19 protein-coding genes are annotated in these 20571 nt (G+C 64.9%); 5 read left to right on the plus strand and 14 right to left on the minus strand.

The annotated features are described in order from the left end of the window. The 5 genes from tldD to D618_RS0111850 all read right to left on the minus strand — a co-directional run bounded on the left by tldD (nucleotide 1) and on the right by D618_RS0111850 (nucleotide 5297). Nucleotides 1-1437, minus strand: a complete 1437-nt coding sequence (gene tldD / locus D618_RS0111830) for a metalloprotease TldD (protein ID WP_026091602.1) — start codon at nucleotides 1435-1437, stop codon at nucleotides 1-3. Nucleotides 1438-1637: 200 nt separating this feature from the next. Next, nucleotides 1638-2963 (minus strand): glutamate--tRNA ligase, encoded by a 1326-nt coding sequence (gene gltX / locus D618_RS0111835; RefSeq protein WP_017671734.1) that lies wholly within the window; start codon nucleotides 2961-2963, stop codon nucleotides 1638-1640. A gap of 63 nt (nucleotides 2964-3026) precedes the next feature. Further along, nucleotides 3027-3308, minus strand: a complete 282-nt coding sequence (locus D618_RS0111840; protein ID WP_238550663.1) for a HigA family addiction module antitoxin — start codon at nucleotides 3306-3308, stop codon at nucleotides 3027-3029. Nucleotides 3309-3322: 14 nt separating this feature from the next. Continuing rightward, the gene (locus D618_RS0111845; protein ID WP_017671736.1) at nucleotides 3323-3607 is read right to left on the minus strand and encodes a type II toxin-antitoxin system RelE/ParE family toxin; all 285 of its coding nucleotides are present in this window, start codon (nucleotides 3605-3607) and stop codon (nucleotides 3323-3325) included. A 34-nt stretch (nucleotides 3608-3641) separates the two neighbouring features. Next, nucleotides 3642-5297 carry an NAD+ synthase gene (locus D618_RS0111850; protein ID WP_026091604.1) on the minus strand — a complete coding sequence of 552 codons (1656 nt, stop codon included), beginning with the start codon at nucleotides 5295-5297 and terminating at the stop codon, nucleotides 3642-3644. Nucleotides 5298-5449: 152 nt separating this feature from the next. On the opposite strand from D618_RS0111850, the gene D618_RS0111855 reads away from it, so the two are divergent. Genes D618_RS0111855 through hisN form a run of 3 tightly spaced genes read left to right on the plus strand, consistent with a single transcriptional unit; the run spans nucleotide 5450 to nucleotide 8029 of the window. After that, on the plus strand, nucleotides 5450-6385 hold the full coding sequence (locus tag D618_RS0111855; protein WP_017671738.1) for a ribose-phosphate pyrophosphokinase: 936 nt from the start codon (nucleotides 5450-5452) through the stop codon (nucleotides 6383-6385). 9 nt (nucleotides 6386-6394) lie between these two features. After that, nucleotides 6395-7201 carry an arylamine N-acetyltransferase gene (locus D618_RS0111860; RefSeq protein WP_017671739.1) on the plus strand — a complete coding sequence of 269 codons (807 nt, stop codon included), beginning with the start codon at nucleotides 6395-6397 and terminating at the stop codon, nucleotides 7199-7201. A 42-nt stretch (nucleotides 7202-7243) separates the two neighbouring features. Then, entirely contained in the window at nucleotides 7244-8029 is a 786-nt protein-coding gene (hisN, locus tag D618_RS0111865; RefSeq protein WP_017671740.1) for a histidinol-phosphatase, read from the plus strand. A gap of 85 nt (nucleotides 8030-8114) precedes the next feature. Here hisN and D618_RS0111870 read toward each other — a convergent pair whose 3' ends face one another. From D618_RS0111870 to D618_RS0111880, 3 genes are all read right to left on the minus strand, one after another. Further along, a complete protein-coding gene (locus tag D618_RS0111870; protein ID WP_017671741.1) occupies nucleotides 8115-9125 on the minus strand; it encodes a DUF6607 family protein in 1011 nt (336 codons plus the stop codon). Nucleotides 9126-9163: 38 nt separating this feature from the next. After that, nucleotides 9164-11365: a TonB-dependent hemoglobin/transferrin/lactoferrin family receptor gene (locus D618_RS0111875; protein ID WP_026091605.1), complete on the minus strand. Its 2202-nt coding sequence runs from the start codon at nucleotides 11363-11365 to the stop codon at nucleotides 9164-9166. Between the two features lie 199 nt (nucleotides 11366-11564). Beyond that, nucleotides 11565-12020 (minus strand): cupin domain-containing protein, encoded by a 456-nt coding sequence (locus D618_RS0111880; protein ID WP_017671743.1) that lies wholly within the window; start codon nucleotides 12018-12020, stop codon nucleotides 11565-11567. 41 nt (nucleotides 12021-12061) lie between these two features. Here D618_RS0111880 and dapE point away from each other — a divergent pair, with 41 nt between their 5' ends. Next, complete coding sequence (gene dapE / locus D618_RS0111885) at nucleotides 12062-13216, plus strand: succinyl-diaminopimelate desuccinylase (RefSeq protein WP_017671744.1); 1155 nt, start codon at nucleotides 12062-12064, stop codon at nucleotides 13214-13216. A 150-nt stretch (nucleotides 13217-13366) separates the two neighbouring features. On the opposite strand, the gene D618_RS0111890 is transcribed toward dapE, so the two are convergent. The 4 genes from D618_RS0111890 to D618_RS0111905 form a co-directional block, all read right to left on the minus strand. Continuing rightward, nucleotides 13367-13927 (minus strand): hypothetical protein, encoded by a 561-nt coding sequence (locus D618_RS0111890; protein WP_017671745.1) that lies wholly within the window; start codon nucleotides 13925-13927, stop codon nucleotides 13367-13369. A gap of 134 nt (nucleotides 13928-14061) precedes the next feature. Beyond that, nucleotides 14062-14502: a TIGR01244 family sulfur transferase gene (locus tag D618_RS0111895; protein WP_026091607.1), complete on the minus strand. Its 441-nt coding sequence runs from the start codon at nucleotides 14500-14502 to the stop codon at nucleotides 14062-14064. A 163-nt stretch (nucleotides 14503-14665) separates the two neighbouring features. Continuing rightward, on the minus strand, nucleotides 14666-15022 hold the full coding sequence (locus tag D618_RS0111900; protein ID WP_017671747.1) for a hypothetical protein: 357 nt from the start codon (nucleotides 15020-15022) through the stop codon (nucleotides 14666-14668). After that, the gene (locus tag D618_RS0111905) at nucleotides 15019-16851 is read right to left on the minus strand and encodes an ABC transporter ATP-binding protein/permease (protein ID WP_040370641.1); all 1833 of its coding nucleotides are present in this window, start codon (nucleotides 16849-16851) and stop codon (nucleotides 15019-15021) included. Before D618_RS0111905 ends, D618_RS0111900 begins: the two co-directional genes overlap by 4 nt. Nucleotides 16852-17133: 282 nt before the next feature. Here D618_RS0111905 and D618_RS0111910 point away from each other — a divergent pair, with 282 nt between their 5' ends. After that, complete coding sequence (locus tag D618_RS0111910; protein ID WP_017671749.1) at nucleotides 17134-18909, plus strand: hypothetical protein; 1776 nt, start codon at nucleotides 17134-17136, stop codon at nucleotides 18907-18909. Nucleotides 18910-19223: 314 nt separating this feature from the next. Here the strand turns inward: D618_RS0111910 and D618_RS20125 are convergent, their stop codons facing one another. Then, nucleotides 19224-19355, minus strand: coding sequence for a hypothetical protein (locus tag D618_RS20125; protein WP_017671751.1), 132 nt, complete (start codon nucleotides 19353-19355; stop codon nucleotides 19224-19226). A 272-nt stretch (nucleotides 19356-19627) separates the two neighbouring features. After that, a complete protein-coding gene (locus D618_RS0111935) occupies nucleotides 19628-20560 on the minus strand; it encodes an NAD/FAD-dependent oxidoreductase (RefSeq protein WP_017671754.1) in 933 nt (310 codons plus the stop codon). Nucleotides 20561-20571 lie beyond the last annotated feature (11 nt).

A 20571-nucleotide genomic window follows, 5' to 3' on the forward strand; every position in this document is an offset into this window, starting at 1 on the left:
TTACCCCCCAGTCCCCCCAACCGTCAGCCCGCTGACCAGCAACGTCGGTTGCCCCACGCCTGCGGGTACGCCCTGGCCGCCCTTGCCGCACATGCCGACGCCTTCGTCGAGCGCGAAGTCGTTGCCGATGCCGGTGACCTTGGTGAGCACGGTGGGGCCGTCGCCGATCAAAGTGGCGCCCTTGATCGGCGCGCCGAGCTTGCCGTTTTCGACGCGGTACGCCTCGGTGCACGAGAAGACGAACTTGCCCGAAACGATATCGACCTGGCCGCCGCCGAAGCTCTTGGCGTAGATGCCGTTTTTCACGCGCGACAACAGTTCCGCTGGATCGTCATTGCCTGCGCGCATGAAAGTGTTGGTCATGCGCGGCATCGGGGCGTGGGCATAGGACTGGCGGCGGCCGTTGCCGGTGGGGGCGACCCCCATCAGCCGGGCGTTCAAGCGGTCCTGCATGTATCCGCGCAGGATGCCGTTTTCGATCAGCACGTTTTCCTGGGTCGGCGTGCCCTCGTCATCGATTGAGAGCGATCCGCGCCGGTCTTGAATCGAGCCATCGTCGACCACGGTGACGCCATCGGCGGCGACGCGCTGGCCGATGCGGCCCGAAAACGCGCTGGTGCCCTTGCGGTTGAAATCGCCCTCGAGCCCGTGCCCGATCGCCTCGTGCAGGATGATGCCGGGCCAGCCGGGGCCGAGCAGCACGGTCATTTCGCCGGCTGGCGCGGCGACGCTTTCGAGGTTGGTCAGCGCCTGTGCCAGCGCCTCGTCGATCGCGCGGTTCCAGGTCGCATCGTCGAACAGGCCATCATACAGATAGCGCCCGCCCATGCCGAAGCTGCCGACCTCGCGCCGCTCGCCGCTCTGCGCGACGATCGACACATTGAGGCGCACTAGAGGCCGCACATCGGTGGCGATGAAGCCGTCGGCGCGCACCACTTCGATTACCGACCAGCTGCCGATCAGGCTCGCGGTGACCTGCGCGACGCGCGGGTCGCGGGCGCGCGCGGCGGCATCGATCTTTTCGAGCAAGGCGATCTTGGTCTCGAACGGAATGCTCTCGAGCGGGTTGCCGTCGGTATAGAGGTGGCGGTTGTTCTGCCGGGGCGGCGGGGCTGCTTCGCCATTGGCGGGATCGAGCAGTTTCAGCGTCTCGGCGGCGCGGCGGATGCCGGCTTCGCTGACGTCGTTGGCATGCGCAAAGCCGGTCATCTCGCCCGAAACTCCGCGCAGCCCGAAGCCCGAATCGGTGGAGTAATCGGCGGTTTTCAGCCGACCATCGTCGAACACGAAGCTCTCGCTCGCAGCGTATTGCAGGTACAATTCGCCGTCATCGCACGCGCTGAGCGCATCGCGGGTAAGCCGCTGCGCGGCGTCGGGATCGAGCGCGTCGGGGCGATAGAGGAACGAACGGGGGTCTGCGGTGGCGATTTGTGTCATGCCAGACATATGCGCGTTCAAGGTGCATTATGGAAGGGCAAGCGTCGTGCATACGTCCCTCGACTTCGCTCGGGAACGCGGAGAGTTTTACCCTGGGCGGCTGGCTTGCCAGCCAGCCGAAGGGCTCAAGAACTCGAGAGGATGGACTGCCTCCCCTCACCGTCTGTCCCGAGCGAAGTCGAGGGACGTATGCGCAAACCTCAGCCCGCCAGCCGCTCCAGCGCCCGTTCGCGCCCGATCAAGGGCAGCAGCTCGCCCATGTCCGGGCCATGGTCCATCCCGGTGAGTGCACGGCGGAGCGGCAGGAACAGGCCCTTGCCCTTGCGCCCGGTGCTGGCCTTGAGCACCTCGGTCCAGTCCTTCCAGACCGTCGGCCCAAAGTCGATCGGCTCGAGCGCGGCACGGGCCTCTGCCAGAAACGCGGCATCCTCGGCTTCGGGCGCAGGCGCATGAACCGGCCCCTCGATGATCCGCCAGTAATCGGCAACCTCGCCGAGATGCGCGATGTTTGGGCGGATCGCGTGCCAGCCGGCCTCGTCGACCTGCGGCGGGAGTTGCTCTGCCACCATCGCGAAATCGGCGGTGTGGACCAGCTGGCGGTTAATCCGTTCCAGATCCTCCTCGGCAAAGCGCGCGGGCGCACGGCCGAAGCGGGCAAAGTCGAAGCTGTCGAGCAGCGCGGCGCGATCGTGCAATGGCTCGACCGGGTCGGACGTGCCCAATCGCGCCAGCAACGCGACAATCGCCTGCGGCAATATGTGCTTCTCGCGCAATTCGCCCACGCCCAGCGAGCCCAGCCGCTTGGAGAGCTTGCCCTCCGCGCCCACCAGCAGCGCCTCATGCGCGAAAGCGGGCGGCGGGCTGCCCAGCGCGGTGAACATTTGCAGCTGGACGGCGGTGTTCGAGACGTGATCCTCGCCGCGCACGACATGCGTGATTCCCATGTCGACGTCATCGATCGCCGAGGGCAGCATGTACAGCCAGCTGCCATCGGCGCGGCGGATGACGGGGTCGGACAGGCTCGACGCGTCGAACTTCTGCGGCCCCCGGATGAGGTCGTCCCAGGCGACCGGTTCGGCGTGGTCGAGTTTGAACCGCCAGTGCGGCTTGATCCCCTGTGCCTCCAATTCGGCGCGCTGGGCATCAGTGAGGTTGAGCGCGGCGCGGTCATACACCGGCGGCAGGCCGCGGCCCAGCGCGATCTTGCGCTTGAGATCGAGCTCCTGCGAGGTCTCATAACAGGCATAGACCCGGCCCGCGTCGCGCAGCTTTGCAAACGCCGCGTCATACAGCGCCGCGCGCTCCGACTGGCGATACTCGGCATCAGGCGCGAGCCCCAGCCAGGCGAGATCGGCGCGGATGCCCTCGACATACTCCTCCCGGCTGCGCTCGGCATCGGTGTCGTCGATCCGCAGGATGAAGCGCCCGCCGCTCTTTTTCGCCCACATCCAGTTGTGCAACGCGGTGCGGATGTTGCCGATGTGCAGATGCCCGGTGGGGGACGGGGCGAAACGGGTGGTGGTCATGGTTTACAATCTTGTTGGGGAACGCTGCAGGCTGAAAAGCACGTGCAGCTCGCTTTGGCGGGTTCACGCTGCTGTCTGCAACGGTTCCACAGCCGGTTGGCCGTGCTCGCGGGCCATGGCAAGATCATAGTTCGCCTGCAAGCCCATCCAGAACCGGGCGGTGCTCACCCCTGCGCTTTCCAACCGGATAGCAAGGTCAGGGCTGATCGCTGCACGGCCATTGATAACGCGCGACAAAGCCACCCGCGACATGCCCAGCTTGCGGGCTGTTTCGGTTACGCCAAGGCCGAGCGGGACGATAACGTCATCGCGCAGCATGGTTCCGGGGTGGGGAGGGGCTTTCATCATCTCAATCTGCCTCAATGATAATCCTGATAATCGACGAGTTCCACATCCGACCCGACAAACCGAAATGTCACGCGCCAGTTGCCGTTTACCCATATCGACCAATGACCTGCCATATCGCCCTTGAGCGGATGCAGCCGGTACGACGGCAAAGAGAGTTCGTTCGGCGACATCGCAACATCCAGCGCAGCCAGAATGCTCAGCAACTTCGCCTTGTGCGCCGCCTGAACCCCTTTGGTCGATGCGGTCTCGTAAAGCAGGCGCAGGCACTTGTGGCGGAGCTGATGATCCCGAGCCACCTTGTATCGCGTAACGATACGAGATGCAAATGGTCTACCCCGTCCGGAACCGATTGGTGATCGGATAGCGCCGGTCGCGGCCGAAGTTGCGGATGCCCAGTTTCACGCCCGGCGGGGCCTGGCGGCGCTTGTATTCGGCGAGGTACAGCAGCCGCTCGATGCGTGCGACGGTATCGTGCTCGAAGCCGCGCGCGACGATCTGGGCGACGCTCAGCTCCTCCTCGATCAGCGCGTGCAGGATCGGGTCGAGGATTTCGTATGGCGGCAGGCTGTCGTCGTCGCGCTGGTCGGGGCGTAGTTCGGCGCTCGGCGGCTTGGTAATGACGCTTTCGGGCATCACCGGGCCATCGGGGCCGAGCCCCAGCGGCGGCTTGTGCGCATTGCGCCAGCGCGACAGGTCGAACACGGTGAGCTTGTAGGCGTCTTTCAGCACATTGTAGCCGCCCGACATGTCGCCATAGATGGTGGCATAGCCGACGCTCATCTCGCTCTTGTTGCCGGTGGTGAGCAGCATCGGTCCGAACTTGTTGCTCAGCCCCATCAGCGTCACCGCGCGGATGCGCGACTGGATGTTTTCTTCGGCAATGTCCGGCGCGCGTTCGGCAAAGCTGGGGGCGAGCATCGCATCGAACGCCTCGACCGCGGGCTGGATGGGGATGCTGTCGAGCCTGCAGTTCAACAGGCGCGCGCATTCCGCCGCATCGTCGAGGCTCTCCTGGCTGGTATAGCGGCTGGGCAGCATGACGCACCACACCCGGTCGGCCCCCAGCGCGTCGACGGCCACGGCAGCCGACAGCGCGCTGTCGATGCCGCCCGACAAGCCCAGCACCACGCCGGGAAAGCCGTTGGCGTTCACATAATCGCGCAAGGCAACGATCATCGCGTGATAGACATCCTGCGGTTCGGGATCGAGCGCGTGGATATCGCCGGGCGCGCAGCTCCAGCCGCGTTCGCCCCTGGTCCACTCGGTGCGAACGGTGGCTGCCTCCCAATCGGGCAGCTGATGCGCCAGCGAGCCATCGGCGTTGACCACGAACGAGGCGCCATCGAACACCAGTTCGTCCTGCCCGCCGATGCGGTTGAGGAAGACAAGCGGCAGCCCGGTTTCGGCGACGCGGGCGCGTGCGACCGTATGCAGGCGGCGGTCATCCTTCGCGATCTCGTAAGGGCTGCCGTGCGGCGCGATCAGCAGCTGCGCCCCCATCGCCTTGAGGTGTCCGCACACGGTGGGGAACCAGATATCCTCGCACAAAGGCAGACCCAGCATCGTTCCCCGGAACGGCACCGGCGGCTGCAGCGGGGCCGAGGCGAACAGGCGCTTTTCATCGAACGTGCCGTAATTGGGCAATTCGTGCTTCAGGCGGATGGCGGTGATCTGGCCGCCGTCGAGCAAGGCCAGCCCGTTATACAGCGCCCCCTCGCGCTGGAAGACGCTGCCCACCAGCATCGCCGGACCGCCATCGCCGGTCGCGGCCGCCATCCGCTCCAGCTCGGCTCCGGCGCGCGCGATCAATGCGGGTTTCAGCACCAGATCCTCGGGCGGATAGCCGATCAGTTGCAGCTCGGGAAAGACGATCAGGTCGCTGTCGGTCGCCGCCGCGCGCGCGGCGAGCATGGCATCGGCATTGCCGGACAGGTCGCCAATGGTCTGCGAACACTGGACGAGGGTGATGATAAGCCGGTCGGTCATCGCTGCGGAATAGGGGCTGGCCACAGGGGCGGCAACCAATTTTGCCTTGGCTGACGGTCACTTGGGCCTTTCATCAAAGTTTCATCTTCCGGTTTGCGGGGCATCTGGCTAAGGCGACCCCGTTCGAGCAGGGCAAGGGGAAGCACGGTCACATGAAAATTCTTTCTGGCAACAGCAATCTGCCGCTGGCACGCGCCGTGGGCGCCTATCTTGAAATTCCGCTCACCGATGCCTCTGTGCGGCGGTTTGCCGATGAGGAAATCTTCGTCGAAATCCACGAAAATGTGCGCGGCGAAGATGTGTTCGTCATCCAGTCGACCGGTTATCCGGCCAATGACAACCTGATGGAACTGCTGATCTGCATCGATGCACTGAAGCGCGCCTCGGCTCGCCGCATCACCGCAGTGATCCCCTATTTCGGCTATGCCCGGCAGGACCGCAAGCCCGGCCCGCGCACGCCGATCTCAGCCAAGCTGGTCGCCAACCTGATCACCACCGCGGGCGCCGATCGCGTGCTGTCGGTCGATCTGCATGCCGGCCAGATCCAGGGCTTTTTCGATATTCCGACCGACAACCTCTATGCTGCGCCGGTAATGGCTGCGGACATCCAGGCGCGCTTCGGCGAGCACCAGCTGATGGTCGTCTCGCCCGATGTCGGCGGCGTGGTGCGCGCGCGCGCGCTGGCCAAGCGGCTCGACAACGCTCCGCTGGCCATCGTCGACAAGCGTCGCGAACGGCCCGGCGAATCGGAAGTGATGAACATCATCGGCAATGTCGAAGGCCGATTCTGCATCCTGATCGATGATATCGTCGATTCGGGCGGCACCCTGTGCAACGCGGCTGAGGCGCTGAAGAATGCCGGCGCGGTCGATGTCGTATCCTATGTCACGCATGGCGTGCTGTCGGGCGGCGCGGTGGCGCGGGTCAACAACAGCGCGCTCAAGGAACTGGTGATCACCGATTCGATCCAGTCGACCGATGCTGTGGCGTCATCCGACCGGATCCGCACGCTGCCGATGGCGGCGCTGATCGGTGAAGCCATCCGCCGCATCGCTGATGAAAGCTCGGTCTCCAGCCTGTTCGATTGACGACCAGCCTTGGCCGGCTTTCTGGAACGCTATCTGGCGCGGGTTGGACTGTCCGAAAGGCCGGATGCCAACCTCGCCGGATTGAACGCGCTGCTATGGGCGCAGCGGCTCGCGATCCCCTATGATGCGCTCGACCCCCGGCTCGGGCGCGGAGTCGACATCGAACCGGATGCCGTTGCCGACAAGCTGCTTTCGGGTACGCGCGGCGGCTATTGCTTCGAGCTCAACCAGATTTTCGCTCGCGCGCTGACCGACACCGGTTTCCAGGTCGAGCCGCTGCTTGCGCGGGTCTGGTTCCGGCAGCAACCGGACGATCCGGTGCCGCCGCGGACTCACATCGTGCTGGCGGTCCTCATCGATGGCGAACGCTGGCTGGCCGATGCCGGGTTCGGTGGCGGGCATGTCCCGGCGATGAGGTTGGCCGAGGGCACGCAAGCTGCGGGCAATGACGGTGCGGTCCACCGCCTGCGCCGCGACCCTGCATTCGGCTGGATGCTCGAACGGCATTTTAACGGTCAATGCCGCGCGCAATACAGCTTTACCGATGATGTGGCGATGCCAGCCGATATCGCCATGTCGAACCACTGGACGGCCACCGCCCCGCAATCCCGCTTCATCCAGAACGTGCTGGTCAGCCAGGTCGTGCGCGATGGCCTGAAATCGATCACCAACGACCTGTTCAGCATCCAGCGCGCGGACGGGACCGAAAAGGTGCAGATTGCAGGGCCGGAGGCGATGCGCACATTGCTGGCCGATGCTTTCGGCATCGTGCTGTCGGCGCAAGAGGTCAGGGCGCTCGCCGCATTCCGACCCTGATCAGTCTGGCCAATCGCGCTGCGACGCGATAGCACCGCAGCCATGATTCACAGCAAAGACATAGCGCTGGCCGAACGGCTGGCCGAAGCGGCGGGGGAGGCGATACGGCCCTTCTACCGTTCCAGTTTCACGACCGACCGCAAGGCCGATGCCTCGCCGGTGACCGAGGCGGATCGCGCGGCGGAAGCGGCGATGCGCGCGATCCTCGACGCCGAAGCGCCGCGCGACGGCGTGATCGGTGAGGAATATGGCGAAAAGCCGGGCTCGACGGGCCGCGTGTGGGTGCTCGATCCGATCGACGGCACCACCAGCTTCATCGCCGGGCGGCCGATCTTCGGAACGCTGATCGCGCTGATCGCCGAGGAATGGCCGGTATTGGGCGTGATCGACCAGCCGATCGGGCGCGAACGCTGGGTCGGCGCGACGGGGCGCGGCACCACCTTCAATGGCCAGCCGGTCAAGGCGCGGCTCTGCCCCGATATCGAGGATGCCGTGCTCGCCACCACCAGCCCGCATTTGTTCAGCGATCATGACGCGATGCACTTCATGGCGCTGGCCAAGCAGTGCGACACGCGCCGTCTGATCTGGGGCGGGGATTGCTACAATTACGCGCTGGTCGCGCAAGGCTCGGTCGATCTGGTGTGCGAGAGCGGCCTGAAGCTGCATGATTTTGCGGCGCTGGTTCCCGTCGTCGAGGGCGCGGGCGGGCATATGTGCGACTGGAACGGTGATCCGCTGCACAAGGGCAGCGATGGCCGCGTCATTGCGATGGGTGATCCGGCGCGGCTGGAGGATGTGCTCGCCGCACTCGCACAGCACGATCATTGAACCATCATCCCCTGCCCTGCCATGTCCAGTGAACAGGGCAGGGGAATGACGGCGCTCCGCCCGGCAATTGGCGGAGCGCCGACCCTTATTGACCGGTGCTCGCGACCCGCCGTGCACCTGCCATCCGGGTATTTTCGTCGATCAGTTTGAGCGCTTCGGCCGTTGCCTTGCCTACCGTCAGTCTGCCCTCGACAATCTCGTCGGCCATGGTCAGCAGGCGGGCGCTGATGACCGTCCCGGCCTGCGCCTCTTCCTGGATCGCAATGCCTCCCTTGCTGGTGGCCACCCTGTCCCACGCCGCGCGCACGGCCGCCCAATAGTCGTTGGTCGCGGCCCAGTAATCATCCGCCGCCTTGACGTTGTAGCCATCGAACTTGACGTAGCTGTTGAGCACATATTCCTGCACGATCGGCTGGAGCGCGCCGTCCTTCAGGCCCATCTTGATATTGTCCTGCCAATGGACCCAGCCATCGGGCGTGGGCTGGTGGCGGTTGATCGCGTAATAGCGGTCGTACGCGGGGTTGCGAACCGCATCGCGCCGGGCGAGCGGACGCCAGGTCCAGTTGGACCGCCAGCGGCGCAGGCCGCCCTGCTGCTCGAACTGGCCCCAACCGGCATAGCGCGGGCTGTCATCGACCTGCCACACGGTCTGCGACCAGCGGCCGCGCCGCATCTTTTCGGGCACGTCCTCCCAGGTCCAGGCATTGCGATCGGAATAGACCAGCACCTTGGCGGGCTCATATTCCCAATCCTGCCGCCAGTGTTTGGTGATGTGCGGCTTGCCCTCGTGCTCGGACACCAGAATGTGCTGCAGCACGATCCGGCGACCGGTGTCCTCGATCACGCGGACGACCTCGTGACCGCCGGAGATCTTGCGGTCGAGCGGGGTATAGTCCGGCTGCCAGGGCGTTGCTTCCTGCATGTCGAACCGCACCTTGAAATTGCCTGCCATCGCCAGAATGTCGGCGCGGTCGGCTGCGAAGGCGGCATCCTCTTCCTGCGCGGGGCGCTCGGCGATTGGCGGGTGAGCGAGGGCGGCGGTGGAGGCCAGGGCGAACAGGCTGGCGGTGGCAAGCGAGACGATCTTCAGGTTCATGTCAAAACCTCTCCTTGTATTGCTAACAGTTTTGCGAATCAAAAGCGATAAGTCAACGAAACACTTCCGTTGCGCCCCGGCTGGGTGAAGGCGTCGGCAATCGTGGTGGTGCTGGCAAGGCCGCGCACATCGGCCCACCAGGCGTATGTGGCGTTGGTGAGGTTGAACAGGCCCGCGCGCAGCGTCACCGGTCCGAGGGTTACGAAGGCGGTGGCATCGAGGATGGTGAACGCATCGGGACGCAAGCACGATGGCGTGCAGACGCCTGCGCTGCGCGCTTCGGACTTGCGGGCGCTGTGCGTGGCGATCAGCTGTCCGCCAAAGCGCCCCTGCGGGTCGCGCCAGCCGATCCCGGCGACAAGCTTGAACGGATCGACCGTGGCCAGCGGCACCTGTGTCCCCGCCTGCGGATCGATGACATCGCCCTTGGCGTAGGACAGTGCCACCTGACCGTTGAGGCCGCTTGCATCACGCAGTTCCAGCCGAGCCTCGGCGCCTTCGACCTTCACCCGGTCGAGATTGATGAATTGGAAGATCGCCGGATTGGCGGGGGTGAAGGCGCCGCCGACCACTTCCTGACTGATGAAATCCTTGTAGCGCGCGCTGAATGCCGTGGCGCTGAGACTGACGGAATCGCTGACAAACCGGATGCCGCCCTCGATGCTCTCGCTGCGCTCCGGCCCCAGATCGGCATTGGGGCGCGAGGTATAGCCCTGCGCGAGATTCTCGAAGAACTGGTTGATCTGGCTGGGCTCGGGCGCGCGGAAGCCCTGGGCATAATTGGCAAACAGCCGCACCTCTGGCGTCAGGTTGAGCACTGCGCCCATCTTGGGGCTGACCCGCTCACCCGACTGGCCGGTGGTGACAAAGCTTGCGGGCAGCAGCGCATCGGCCTGCGGGCTCAGCGTATAATGGTCAAAGCGCAGCGCTGGAAACAGCGTGAGCGGCCCGACGCTGATTTCATCACCCACGAACAGCCCGGCCAGCGTATAATCGGTCACCGGAAAGGCGCTGGAGGGAAAGGTCTCACCGGCAGGCGGGACCGTACCATCGCGCACACCCTGCTGCCGGGTCCAGCTGGCATCGCCGCCGAACACCAGCTTGTGCTGCAAGGGCCCGGTGGCGAAGCGCAGCCGGGCCTCGGCGGCGAGGCCATAGACGCGGTTGTCGAAGCTGTTGTCGCGGGTGCGGTCGGCCAGCGGCGTGCGGTCTTCCTGGGTGAACTGGCGGTCCTTGGCCGATTGCCAATAGGCATTGACCCGCGCCATCTCGAGCGCGCCGGTTCCCTCCCAGATCCAGTCGCCCGCGATGCGCCAGCGCTTGCCAGTATCGCGCGCCACCAGATTGTCGATGGTGGCAGACCGGCCCGAAAGCAGATCGGTCACCATCGCATTGTCGAGATATTCGCCGGTCAGTCGCAGCTTGTGGCCACCGGCGGGATCCCAGACGATGCGCGCGGTGGCGGCATTGCTGTGCCCGTCCTGCGGATTGGGGGTCGTGCGATTGGCGCCCAGCACGTCGTTGGTGCCCCGGTTTTCCAGCTCCTGGAAATCGCGGCGGCTGTAAGAGACGAGAGCGGACACGTCGTCCGTGCGGCCCGCCAGAATCGCAGTCTGGGCGAATTCCTCGTCCGCGCTCGAATATTGGCTGCGCACCAGCCCTGCGACCTGCTGGCCCTTGAGGATGTCCTCGGGGTCGCTCAGCGTGAAGCTGACGGCCCCGGCAAGGCCATCGCTGCCATACAGTGCCGAAGCTGGGCCGCGAAGGATCTCGACCGACTTGACCAGGCCGATATCGACCGAATCGCCCCGGCCCACGCTTTGGGCGCCGAAATTGAAGCCCATGGGGACGCGCACGCCATCGACCTGGATCAGCACGCGGTTGCCGCCGATTCCGCGGATGGTGAAATCCTCGTTGCCCGCCCGGCCTGTCGTTCCCAGCGCCGCGCCAAAGCGCGCCGGCTGGCGGCGAACGCTGACCCCCGGCTCGAACCGCACCAGATCCTTGATGTCGGTCGCCAGTTCGTCGGCAATCTCCTCGTCGGTCTTTGCAGACACAGTGGCGGGAGCATCGTCGATGGTGATCGGGGTGCGCGTTGCCGAGACGATGATGGTTCGCCCGTCGGCCCCGGCGGCATCGTCCAGCGCTTCGGTTTCGGCGCGCGGCATGGTCTGTGCGCCGACCGAAACCTGCGCCGCGCACAAGCCGATCACGGCTGCCGAACTCAACCAACGTGTCATGGCATCCCCTCTAATGATAATGCAAGCGATTCGCATTAGCCTATGGGGCGTTTTTTCTGTGCGGTCAACTGCCTGCACGCGCACAGGCCGTGTCGATTACGCGATCCCGAGCGCGGCCCTGCGCGCATGTTGGCCCGATGGGCCAAAGCCAGGGGGAGGGGTTGAGAGGGCGCGAGCGATGCTGGCTGCGCGATGAAACTCAGCGCGCCTTGAACGGCTCGCCGCTGCTCCGCCGTTTGTCGCCGCCACCAAATTCATGCATGTCGACATCGGGATAATGGCACGGGCCATTAACGCTCTGGCCGATGACGACAAACACGCAGTCGGCATCGCTTTCGTTGATCAGGCAGTGGCCGTTGCCGTCGTTCTTGGGAAAGGCGGCGATATCGCCTGCAACGAGCGGCGTGCGGCCCGAATCGTCGACCAGCACCGCGCTGCCCGAGACGATCACCAGCAGTTCGTCCTCGCGTTCGTGCCAGTGGCGGTGCGCCGACCATGCGCCCGGCTTCAGCACGACATGGCTGGCGGCGAAGTCGGTGAGGCCCGTGGCGGGGGCAAGGCGGCGGTACCAGCGGTTCTCCACGACATCGGCGAGGTGCTCGGGATAGCCGGTGGCGTTGGTCTGGGGCACGGCTTGCAGGTCGACTTTGGGCATGTCGCGATGCTAATGCGCTACGAACCGAATGGAAAGCTGCCATGACCGATACCGCACTCCTCGCCGCATCCCCTCTCGACTTCGCCAGCCGCCTGATCGCCTGCGAAAGCGTGACGCCTGCCACTGGCAGCGTGTTCGCCTGCCTGGAGGCGATGCTGGAACCGCTGGGCTTTGCGGTGACGCGCTTCGTCTGTGGCGAGGCGCCCGATGGGCCGGTGGAGAACCTGCACGCCATCCGGCGGCCTGCGGGCGATCCGGGGCGGCACTTCGCCTTTGCCGGGCATCTGGATGTCGTGCCGCCGGGCCTGGGCTGGGCGAGCGATCCGTTCGAACCGCAAGTGCGTGGGGACCTGCTGCACGGCCGCGGCGCGGTCGACATGAAGGGTTCGATCGCGAGCTTCGTTGCAGCCGTCGCCGACATTCCGCGCGAGGCCGGCACGATCAGCCTGATCATCACCGGCGACGAGGAAGGCCCCGCGATCTACGGCACGCGCGCGCTGATCGACCTGATGCAGGCGCAGGGCCATGTGCCCGACCTGTGCCTGGTGGGCGAGCCGACATCGGTCGCGCGGCTGGGCGACATGGTCAAGATCGGGCGGCGTGGCAGCGTCAACATGTGGATTCGCGTGGCAGGCCAGCAGGGCCATGTCGCCTATCCGCATCTGGCCGACAACCCGATCCCGAAGCTGGTCGCGATCCTGTCCGAGATCGAACGAATCACATTGGACACGGGCACCGACTGGTTCCAGCCGAGCAACATCGAGATCACCGATCTGGCGGTGGGCAACCCTGCGCACAACGTCATCCCCGCTGCGGCCGAAGCGCGGATTTCGATCCGCTTCAACGACCTGCACAGCGGTGCATCGCTGACCGAGCTGATCAGCAGCGTTGCCGAAGCGATGGGGGGCACGGTGGAGGCGAAAATCTCGGGCGAGGCGTTCCTCACCCCGCCGGGCGAGCTATCTGCGATGATCGTGGACGCCATCCGCGCCGAAACCGGGCTGGAGGCAGAGCTTTCGACCACCGGCGGCACGTCCGACGCGCGCTTCCTCTCGCGGATATGCCCGGTGGTGGAATTCGGCCTGTGCAACGCGACGATGCATAAGCTCGATGAGGCTGTGGCGATTGCGGACCTTGATGCCCTCGCGCGAATTTATCGGCGCGTGGTGCTGGGGGCTTTGGTGGGGACGAGCTGACTTAGGGCGCGCGCGACGTCCCTCGACTTCGCTCGGGAACTCGGGGAGGTAGGCGCAAGTCTGCCCAATGGTCGGAGAGCTTTACACTTCCGTCTGTCCCGAGCGAAGTCGAGGGACGTGTGCGCCAACCTTGGTGTCTAGCGCAAACCCTCAATGCGCGGCGTCGCCGCTCACCCATTCGACCCATTCGGGGAAGAACACCGGTGCGCGCAGCGACCAGCCCGGAGCGGTGGCGGCAGCCTCGCTGATCGACTGGAGCAGGATCTTGCGGCGATCGGGCTGGATTTGCGGCAGTGCAGCAGCGGCGCAATAGGCCGACGGCAGCCAGGGGCGCACGTCCGCGCCCAACAGGCGTTCGTATAGAAAACGGAAGGTCGAGAAGCTCTCGATCCGTCCTTGCGCCAGATCGAAGGCGGCGAGCCTTACGAGCAGCGCCATGAAATGTTCGAAGCCGTCCTCGTGCGGCGCATCGGGCACATTGCCGCGCAGCAGCTTCAGGTCCTGATAGACCAGATAGTGCATACGGATCGAGGCGGTTTCCTCGGCATTGCGCGCCCAGCGCTTGAAAGCATCCTCGCGCGCGAGGCCAATGTCGAGCGCGCGCTTGATGTAACGCTGCGCTGCGGGCGAGAAGCTCGCAAATTCACGAAGTTCTGCGAGCGTCAATGCCGCTGCGGAATTGCCGGACGCTGCGCTGGGATGGCTGGCCATGCCCCATTCTCCTTGCCTTCCCGCGACGGAGGACCCGCAGCGGAATGGGGAAGGATGGTCACAATAGGGTTATCATCCGGTTAACCATAAGCCGCGTGTCGAACCCGCTGACACGCCGGAGAGCGGATTGTGCGTTATTCCACCTGTCCGGAAAGCGCATCGAGCATCGGGCGGATGGGGCTGAGGTCATAGCCGGCATTGGCCGCCACCTTCGTCAGCTCGGCAGGGTTAGCGCCCTGCTTGGCCTGGGCCAGCGACCACAACAGCGTCGAGCGCGTGCCCGAGCGGCAATAGGCCAGCACCTTTCCGCCATCGGCCTCAGCCTTGTCCAGCGCCGCGATCATCGCGGTCACCTGCGGGGCGGAAAATCCTGCGTGCGTGACGGGAATGGACACATAATCGATGCCCGCCGCCTTGGCGGCCGCCTCGATCTCGTCACCCTGCGGTGCGCTGGGATCTTCGCCATCGGGGCGGTTGTTGATAATCAGCGTCACGCCCTGCGCCTTGGCAACGGCAATCTGGTCGACCGAAATCTGCGGAGAAACCTGAATATCGTCGGTGAGCGGTGTGAACATGGGCTTCTCTTTCGTGGTCATTGAGGCAGGGGTCAGGGGAGCAGATGCGGACGATGCCAGGATGGGCGGCATCTGCACGGGGGATCGTTCGGACTGGCTGCGGTCCTTGCAGCCGCCCAGCGCCAGCGCGACACCGGCCAGCGTCCATGCCATCCATCGCGGTTCAATCACGCAAAGGCTCCCAGTGTCGTTCGACCAGCGCGCGCGAGAGCGCATCGGTCGCAGGATCGGCCAGGATCGCGCGATAGCGTTGCTCCAGACCGGCGCATGTCTCGTCCATCATGGCATTGAGGAACGCCGCGCGCTGTGCGTCATACGCCTCTTCGCCGGCAAAATGAAGACAGGCCTGCGCGGCATGCACGAACAGCCGCACCCGGTAGGACGCGCCGGGGTGCTGGGCATCGCCGTACATGTCGGTCCACGCGCCGGTGGGTGCAGGGCCCCGCGGCTCGCTGCCATCGCCCTGCGACGACGCGAACAGCAGCGCCGCAGCGGCAATCGATGCGGCCAGGCCCGTCATGACACGACCGCCTCTTCCTTTTCCTTTTCGCGCTCCTGTGCCTGGCGTTCCCACATGGCGGCATACAGCCCGCCGCGCCGCAGCAGTTCGCGGTGCGAGCCCTGTTCGGCAACGCGGCCCTGCTCCAGCACGAGGATGCTGTCGGCATGCGTCACGGTGGACAGGCGGTGCGCAATGACCAGCGTGGTGCGGCCTTCCGCCAGCGTCCCCAGGGTGCCCAGGATTTCGGCCTCCGTGGCGCTATCCAGCGCCGAGGTGGCTTCGTCAAAGATCGTCAGCGGCGGGTTCTTGAGCAACGTGCGCGCAATCGCGACGCGCTGCTTTTCGCCGCCCGAAAGCTTGAGCCCGCGTTCGCCGACCTCGGTATCATAGCCGCGCGGCAGCGATTCGATGAAGGTGCCGATCGCCGCGCCGTGCGCCGCACGCACGATCTCTTCCTGGCTCGCACCTTCGCGGCCATAGCCGATATTATAGCCGATGGTGTCGTTGAACAGCACCGTGTCCTGCGGAACGATGCCCAGCGATTTGCGCAGCGAGGCCTGGCTGACCTTGGCGATATCCTGCCCGCCGATCAGGATGCGCCCGCCCTGCGGATCGTAGAAGCGGAACAGCAACCGCGCGATCGTCGATTTGCCCGCGCCCGAGGGCCCAACCAGCGCCAGCGTCTGGCCCGGTTCGACCTTGAAGCTCAGTCCGTGCAGGATCTGCCGGTCGGGATCATAGCCGAAGTCGACATTCTGGAATTCGACCGAGGGGAGCGCAATGTTGAGCGCGGGGGCACCGGGTATGTCGACGATCTCGGCGGGCGTGTCGATCAGGTCGAACATCGCGGCCATGTCGACTAGGCCCTGGCGGATGGTGCGGTACACCATGCCCAGCAGATCGAGCGGGCGAAACAGCTGCATCAGCAAAGTGTTGACCAGCACCAGGTCGCCCACGGTGAACTGGCCGCGGCTCCAGCCCCAGATGGTATAGGCCATTGCGCCGGCCATCATCAGGTTGGTGATCAGCGACTGGCCGACGTTGAGCAGCGCCAGCGAGTTTTCGGATTTCACCGCCGCATTGGCATAGGTGCGCGCGGCATCGCCATAGCGCTTGGCTTCGCGCTCCTCGGCGGTGAAATATTTCACCGTCTCGTAGTTCAGCAGCGAATCGACCGCGCGCGCCAGCTGCTTGCCGTCGAGCGTGTTCATCGTCTCGCGCAGATGGTTGCGCCAGTCGGTCACGATCCGCGTGAACGCGATATAGGCTGCGACCATCGCGATCGTCGCCAGCACCAGCCCGACGCCGAAGTTGATCCAGAAGATCACCAGCACCGCGATCAGCTCGAGCACGGTCGGGGCGATGTTGAACAGCAGGAAATACAGCATCACATCGATGCTCTTGGTGCCGCGCTCGATCACCTTGGTGACCTCGCCGGTGCGCCGCGCCAGATGGAAGCGCAGCGACAGCTTGTGCAGCTGCACGAACACGTTCTCGGCCAGCGTGCGTGTCGCTTCCTGGCCGACCCGTTCGAACACCACGTTGCGCAGATTATCAAACAGCACCGATCCCAGCCGGGCCGCGCCATAGGCCAGCACCGCGATCATTGCCGCCATCGCCATCGTGGTGCCGTCGATCGTCATCCGGTCGACGGCGGCCTTGTAGGCAAAGGGCATGGACAGCACGGCTGCCTTGCCGAGCAGCACCATCACCATCGCCCCGCAGATGCGCAGCTTCAGGTCGGGTCGATCCGCCGGCCATAGATAGGGCAGAAACCGCGCCAGGGTCTGCCGCATCGCGGGCTGGGTGGCGCTCGCCGCTGGGGGCGGGTGATGGGGGGAATGCATGATCCACCCTCGATAGGGTGGAAGGCGCAAGGTTCCAAGCCCCCTTGGCAAAAACCCGGAAGCTTCATTCTGCCGAAATGTTACGGGTAAAATGCAGGGTTTGTCGCAAGAATTTGTATTTTCATGTCACGTTTGATTGCAATGTTACATTGGTGTCTATATCTTTATACATATCACAGACGGATAGGATAACGGTTCCGGGCGCTTCATCCGTTGCTGTCTACGAGCAGCCAACCCTGAAGGGATTTGAACCAGGTGAGCGCGCCACCCGATAGAAGCGCATTGCATGACGAACTCGCCCTGGTGATGGTATCGCCGGAATTCGTTCGTTCACCCGTGCTGCGGCGGTTGCTCGAATATCTGGTCGAGCAGACGCTGGCGGGGAACGGCGATCGGCTGAAGGCCTATCAGATCGCGGTCGAGGGTCTGGGTCGTGATGACAGCTTCGATCCCCAAAGCGACAGCTATCCCCGCGTTCAGGTCGGGCGCCTGCGCAAGATGCTCGACCTGCATTATGCCGGACTGTCACCGGAACAGGCATCGGGTCGCCAGCGGATCGTCATTCCCGTCGGCCATTACAACGTCACGCTTGAAGCCCTTGCCAGCGAGCCGGTTGCGGCCGTTGACGTGGCTGCGCATTCGGATGCATCGCAGCAGCCGCCGCGCGCTGACACCGACACTGGCAACGATCCTGCACAACGGGCTCAACTTCCCGCACCCGGCCTGTCTGCGTCCGGCCCAGCAGCCGGCGCGGTGCCGCCCATGGCGGGCAGTCGTGGGTGGATCATCGGGGCAGCGGGCGTGCTGGTGCTGCTTGGCCTTGCCTATGTACTCTGGCAATTCTTGGCATCGAATTCCAGCGAAGAGGCCGCGCGGCGCGACATGCGGACGCAACTGGCGCATGTGAGCATCATCACCGATCCTGCGGGGGGCAGTGACGATCTAAACACGGCCGCGCAGATGGCCGAAATGCATCTGCAGCGGTTCGAGATGCTGGCTGTCAGCACCGGCGGGCACAATGACATCGAAAATGGCAATGGTCCGCGCGAATATCAGTTGCTGGTGCGCGGTGGTCGCCGCGACGGCGAGCGGCCAGGCGGGCCCATCTACATGACGCTTCGCCATATCGGTAGTGGCACCACATTATGGTCCTACGAGATCGCCCAGAGCGGCAGCAACATCGCGGCGCCCGATATCGAGCAGGCGATCGGCAACGGCATCTCCATCATCGCCCGCTCCGGCGGGGTCATCGTGCAGCATCAGCGCAAGCTGATCGGGCAGGACATGTCGGCCGGCTATCCCTGCCTGATCCATTACGACGGCTTTCGGCAGCGTCGCGAAGCCGAAAGACGCCCGGCGCTGCGGCAGTGCCTCGCCCGCTCGCTGAAGATGTATCCCAACGAGCCGCTGCTGCTGCAGGCGCTGTCGTATATGGAACTGTCCAATCCCGAACGCGGACGACGGGCGCCGCTGGTGGCGACGCAACGTGGACGCGAACTGGCGGAGGCGGCGCTGGAGTTCGACAGCAAGTCCTCGCTGGCCCAGATCGCTGTCGCGCGCTCGGCGCTGGTGCGCGGCAATTGCCCCCGGTCGCTCGCCTTTTCGCGCCGCGCGGTGGAGAGCAATCCGCTGGAACCCGACACACTGGGGCTGGCGGGCACGTTCCTGTTGTCGTGTGGCGATTATGCCGGTGCAGAACCGGTGCTGGAACGGGCGCGGGAGCTCAACGAACAACCCGGTGGCTATCAGACCGCATCGCTCGTGATTGCCCGGGTGATCAACGGGAAGCCCAAGGAAGCGCTGGACCTCGCGCAGCGGGCGGATTCGCCCGAACTTGACCTGCAGCCCAATTTCCTGCTCGCCAAGGCCCTGGCGTTTGGTGCCAACGGCCGCCTGGGCGAGGCGCGCCAGACCTGGCGGGCGCTGGAGCAGGCGGTCGGTGCACAGCCCGGTACTGCTCCGGTAGACGTGCTGGAAAGCTTCACCATTTCGCCGTTTTTCACACGCCGCATGTTGGCTGAAGTCGAAGCGACGGGAATCGTGCCCCTCCCCAACTGACCTGAAGGTCTCACCTGCGAAGTACGGATGCTGATTAATGGGATATTTTCCCAATAGTCAGCATCTGTTCATATGGGTGTTTGCGCCCCAACAATGCAAGCTACTGAAAATAAGCGTTTTTTCAAATTGGCACGCCCTGTGCAGTGCTTCTGGCATCTCCGGACACACGGTTCGGAACTAACAGAAACACTTGAAAGGACCCTGCCATGACCATGTTCTCGAACGTTCAGAGCCAGCTCTTCGCCGCCGCTCTCGCCATCCTGACCTCCAGCGTCTTCATCGCTGCCAGCGTCGCTCCCGGCACGATCGTCTGATCACGCCCAGCCCAACCAACCCCAATTCGAAAGGACCACCATCATGAACATTCTCGCCACCGCCCTCGCCACCGTCTGCTCGGTCATCGTGATCGCCACCAGCGTCGTTCCCGGCATCATCGTCTGATCCACCGCTCATCCATTTCCAGCCACTGATTCAACAAAGGACCCAAGACATGAACTTCGTAGCTTCCGCACTCGCCGCCATCTCGTCGATCGTTCTGGTCGCCGCCAGTGTCCTGCCCGGCGTGATCGTCTGATCGCTGCACTCTCCAACCCCGAGCATCCAGAAAGACAAGACCATGTTCGTCCAGCTCTACAGCCAGATCGGTGCCGCCGCTCTTGCCATCATGACCTCGGCGTTGTTCATCGCCGCCAGCGTTGCCCCAGGCACGATTGTCTGATCAACGCTCGACAATCGCTGCCGCGAGCGCCCGGCCAGAGGCCCAGGCGCTCTCGATCCGGGGCCCGATGAGCCAGTCACCGCACACCCCGAGTTTCGCCTCTGAATCCCACATCACCGACTGCCCCGCCGCGCCCGACAGCGCATAGCGCCAGCGATGCGCCTGCACGACAAGCGTTGGCGGCAGTGCCGATCCGATGGCGGTTTCCAGTGCTTCCATCAGCGCCGCGATCACCATATCGGCCTCGTCTTCCAGATGCGCCTGCGACCAGGCAGGCGACCCCTGGATCACCCAGCTTTCAGGCCCGCTGCGCCCCGGCTTGGCGCTATTGCGCGCAGCCCAGCCGATCGCGCCCGTATCCCGCAGGCAGTCTGCACCATGGCCGACAGGCTCGGCAAACGCCGCCATCACCGTCCAGCACGGCTGCGAGAGGGTGGCTGCTGCACAATCGGCCCAGGTGGGAGCAATGTCCGCCAGCAGCGGCGCGACTTGTTCTGCCGGAACCGCGACCAGCACCGCATCGAAGCTGTCTGCGCCATCGGCATAAGTCAGCTGCCAGCCTGCGCCGTCATGGGCGATGTGTTCGATCCGGCAATTCCAGCGCACGTCGAGGTCGGCCGCCTGCGCCTTGATGATCGCGTTCATGCCGGGGGTGCCGACCCAGGCATTGTCGCCGGCGGCGGGCCAGCGCGCGGCTGCACCCAGCGCCTCCCATCGGGCGACATCCTGCGCGAACGCCGGATCGCGGACGTTGAAATACTGCGCGCCATGGTCGAAGAACGCCATGCCCTGCGTGGTCTCCACGCGCCGGGTCGACATGCGCCCGCCGGGCCCGCGCGCCTTGTCGTACAGCGCGATCGTGTGCCCCGCTGCAGCCAGCGCCCGCGCCGCCGTGAGCCCGGCCAGGCCCGCTCCGATGATACCGATCCTCATGAGTTGGCCTT

Origin of the sequence: Blastomonas sp. AAP53 (assembly GCF_000331245.1) — a bacterium.
GTDB lineage: Bacteria > Pseudomonadota > Alphaproteobacteria > Sphingomonadales > Sphingomonadaceae > Blastomonas.

Coding starts and splice junctions, on each gene's coding strand:
- D618_RS0111905 (WP_040370641.1), bottom strand. CDS start 16,851: ATGCATTCCCCCCATCACCCGCCCCCAGCGGCGAGCGCCACCCAGCCC.
- D618_RS0111840 (WP_238550663.1), bottom strand. CDS start 3,308: ATGAAAGCCCCTCCCCACCCCGGAACCATGCTGCGCGATGACGTTATC.
- gltX (WP_017671734.1), bottom strand. CDS start 2,963: ATGACCACCACCCGTTTCGCCCCGTCCCCCACCGGGCATCTGCACATC.
- D618_RS0111890 (WP_017671745.1), bottom strand. CDS start 13,927: ATGGCCAGCCATCCCAGCGCAGCGTCCGGCAATTCCGCAGCGGCATTG.
- hisN (WP_017671740.1), top strand. CDS start 7,244: ATGATTCACAGCAAAGACATAGCGCTGGCCGAACGGCTGGCCGAAGCG.
- D618_RS0111850 (WP_026091604.1), bottom strand. CDS start 5,297: ATGACCGACCGGCTTATCATCACCCTCGTCCAGTGTTCGCAGACCATT.
- tldD (WP_026091602.1), bottom strand. CDS start 1,437: ATGACACAAATCGCCACCGCAGACCCCCGTTCGTTCCTCTATCGCCCC.
- D618_RS0111880 (WP_017671743.1), bottom strand. CDS start 12,020: ATGCCCAAAGTCGACCTGCAAGCCGTGCCCCAGACCAACGCCACCGGC.
- D618_RS0111875 (WP_026091605.1), bottom strand. CDS start 11,365: ATGACACGTTGGTTGAGTTCGGCAGCCGTGATCGGCTTGTGCGCGGCG.
- D618_RS0111900 (WP_017671747.1), bottom strand. CDS start 15,022: ATGACGGGCCTGGCCGCATCGATTGCCGCTGCGGCGCTGCTGTTCGCG.
- D618_RS0111855 (WP_017671738.1), top strand. CDS start 5,450: ATGAAAATTCTTTCTGGCAACAGCAATCTGCCGCTGGCACGCGCCGTG.
- D618_RS0111935 (WP_017671754.1), bottom strand. CDS start 20,560: ATGAGGATCGGTATCATCGGAGCGGGCCTGGCCGGGCTCACGGCGGCG.
- D618_RS0111870 (WP_017671741.1), bottom strand. CDS start 9,125: ATGAACCTGAAGATCGTCTCGCTTGCCACCGCCAGCCTGTTCGCCCTG.
- dapE (WP_017671744.1), top strand. CDS start 12,062: ATGACCGATACCGCACTCCTCGCCGCATCCCCTCTCGACTTCGCCAGC.
- D618_RS0111895 (WP_026091607.1), bottom strand. CDS start 14,502: ATGTTCACACCGCTCACCGACGATATTCAGGTTTCTCCGCAGATTTCG.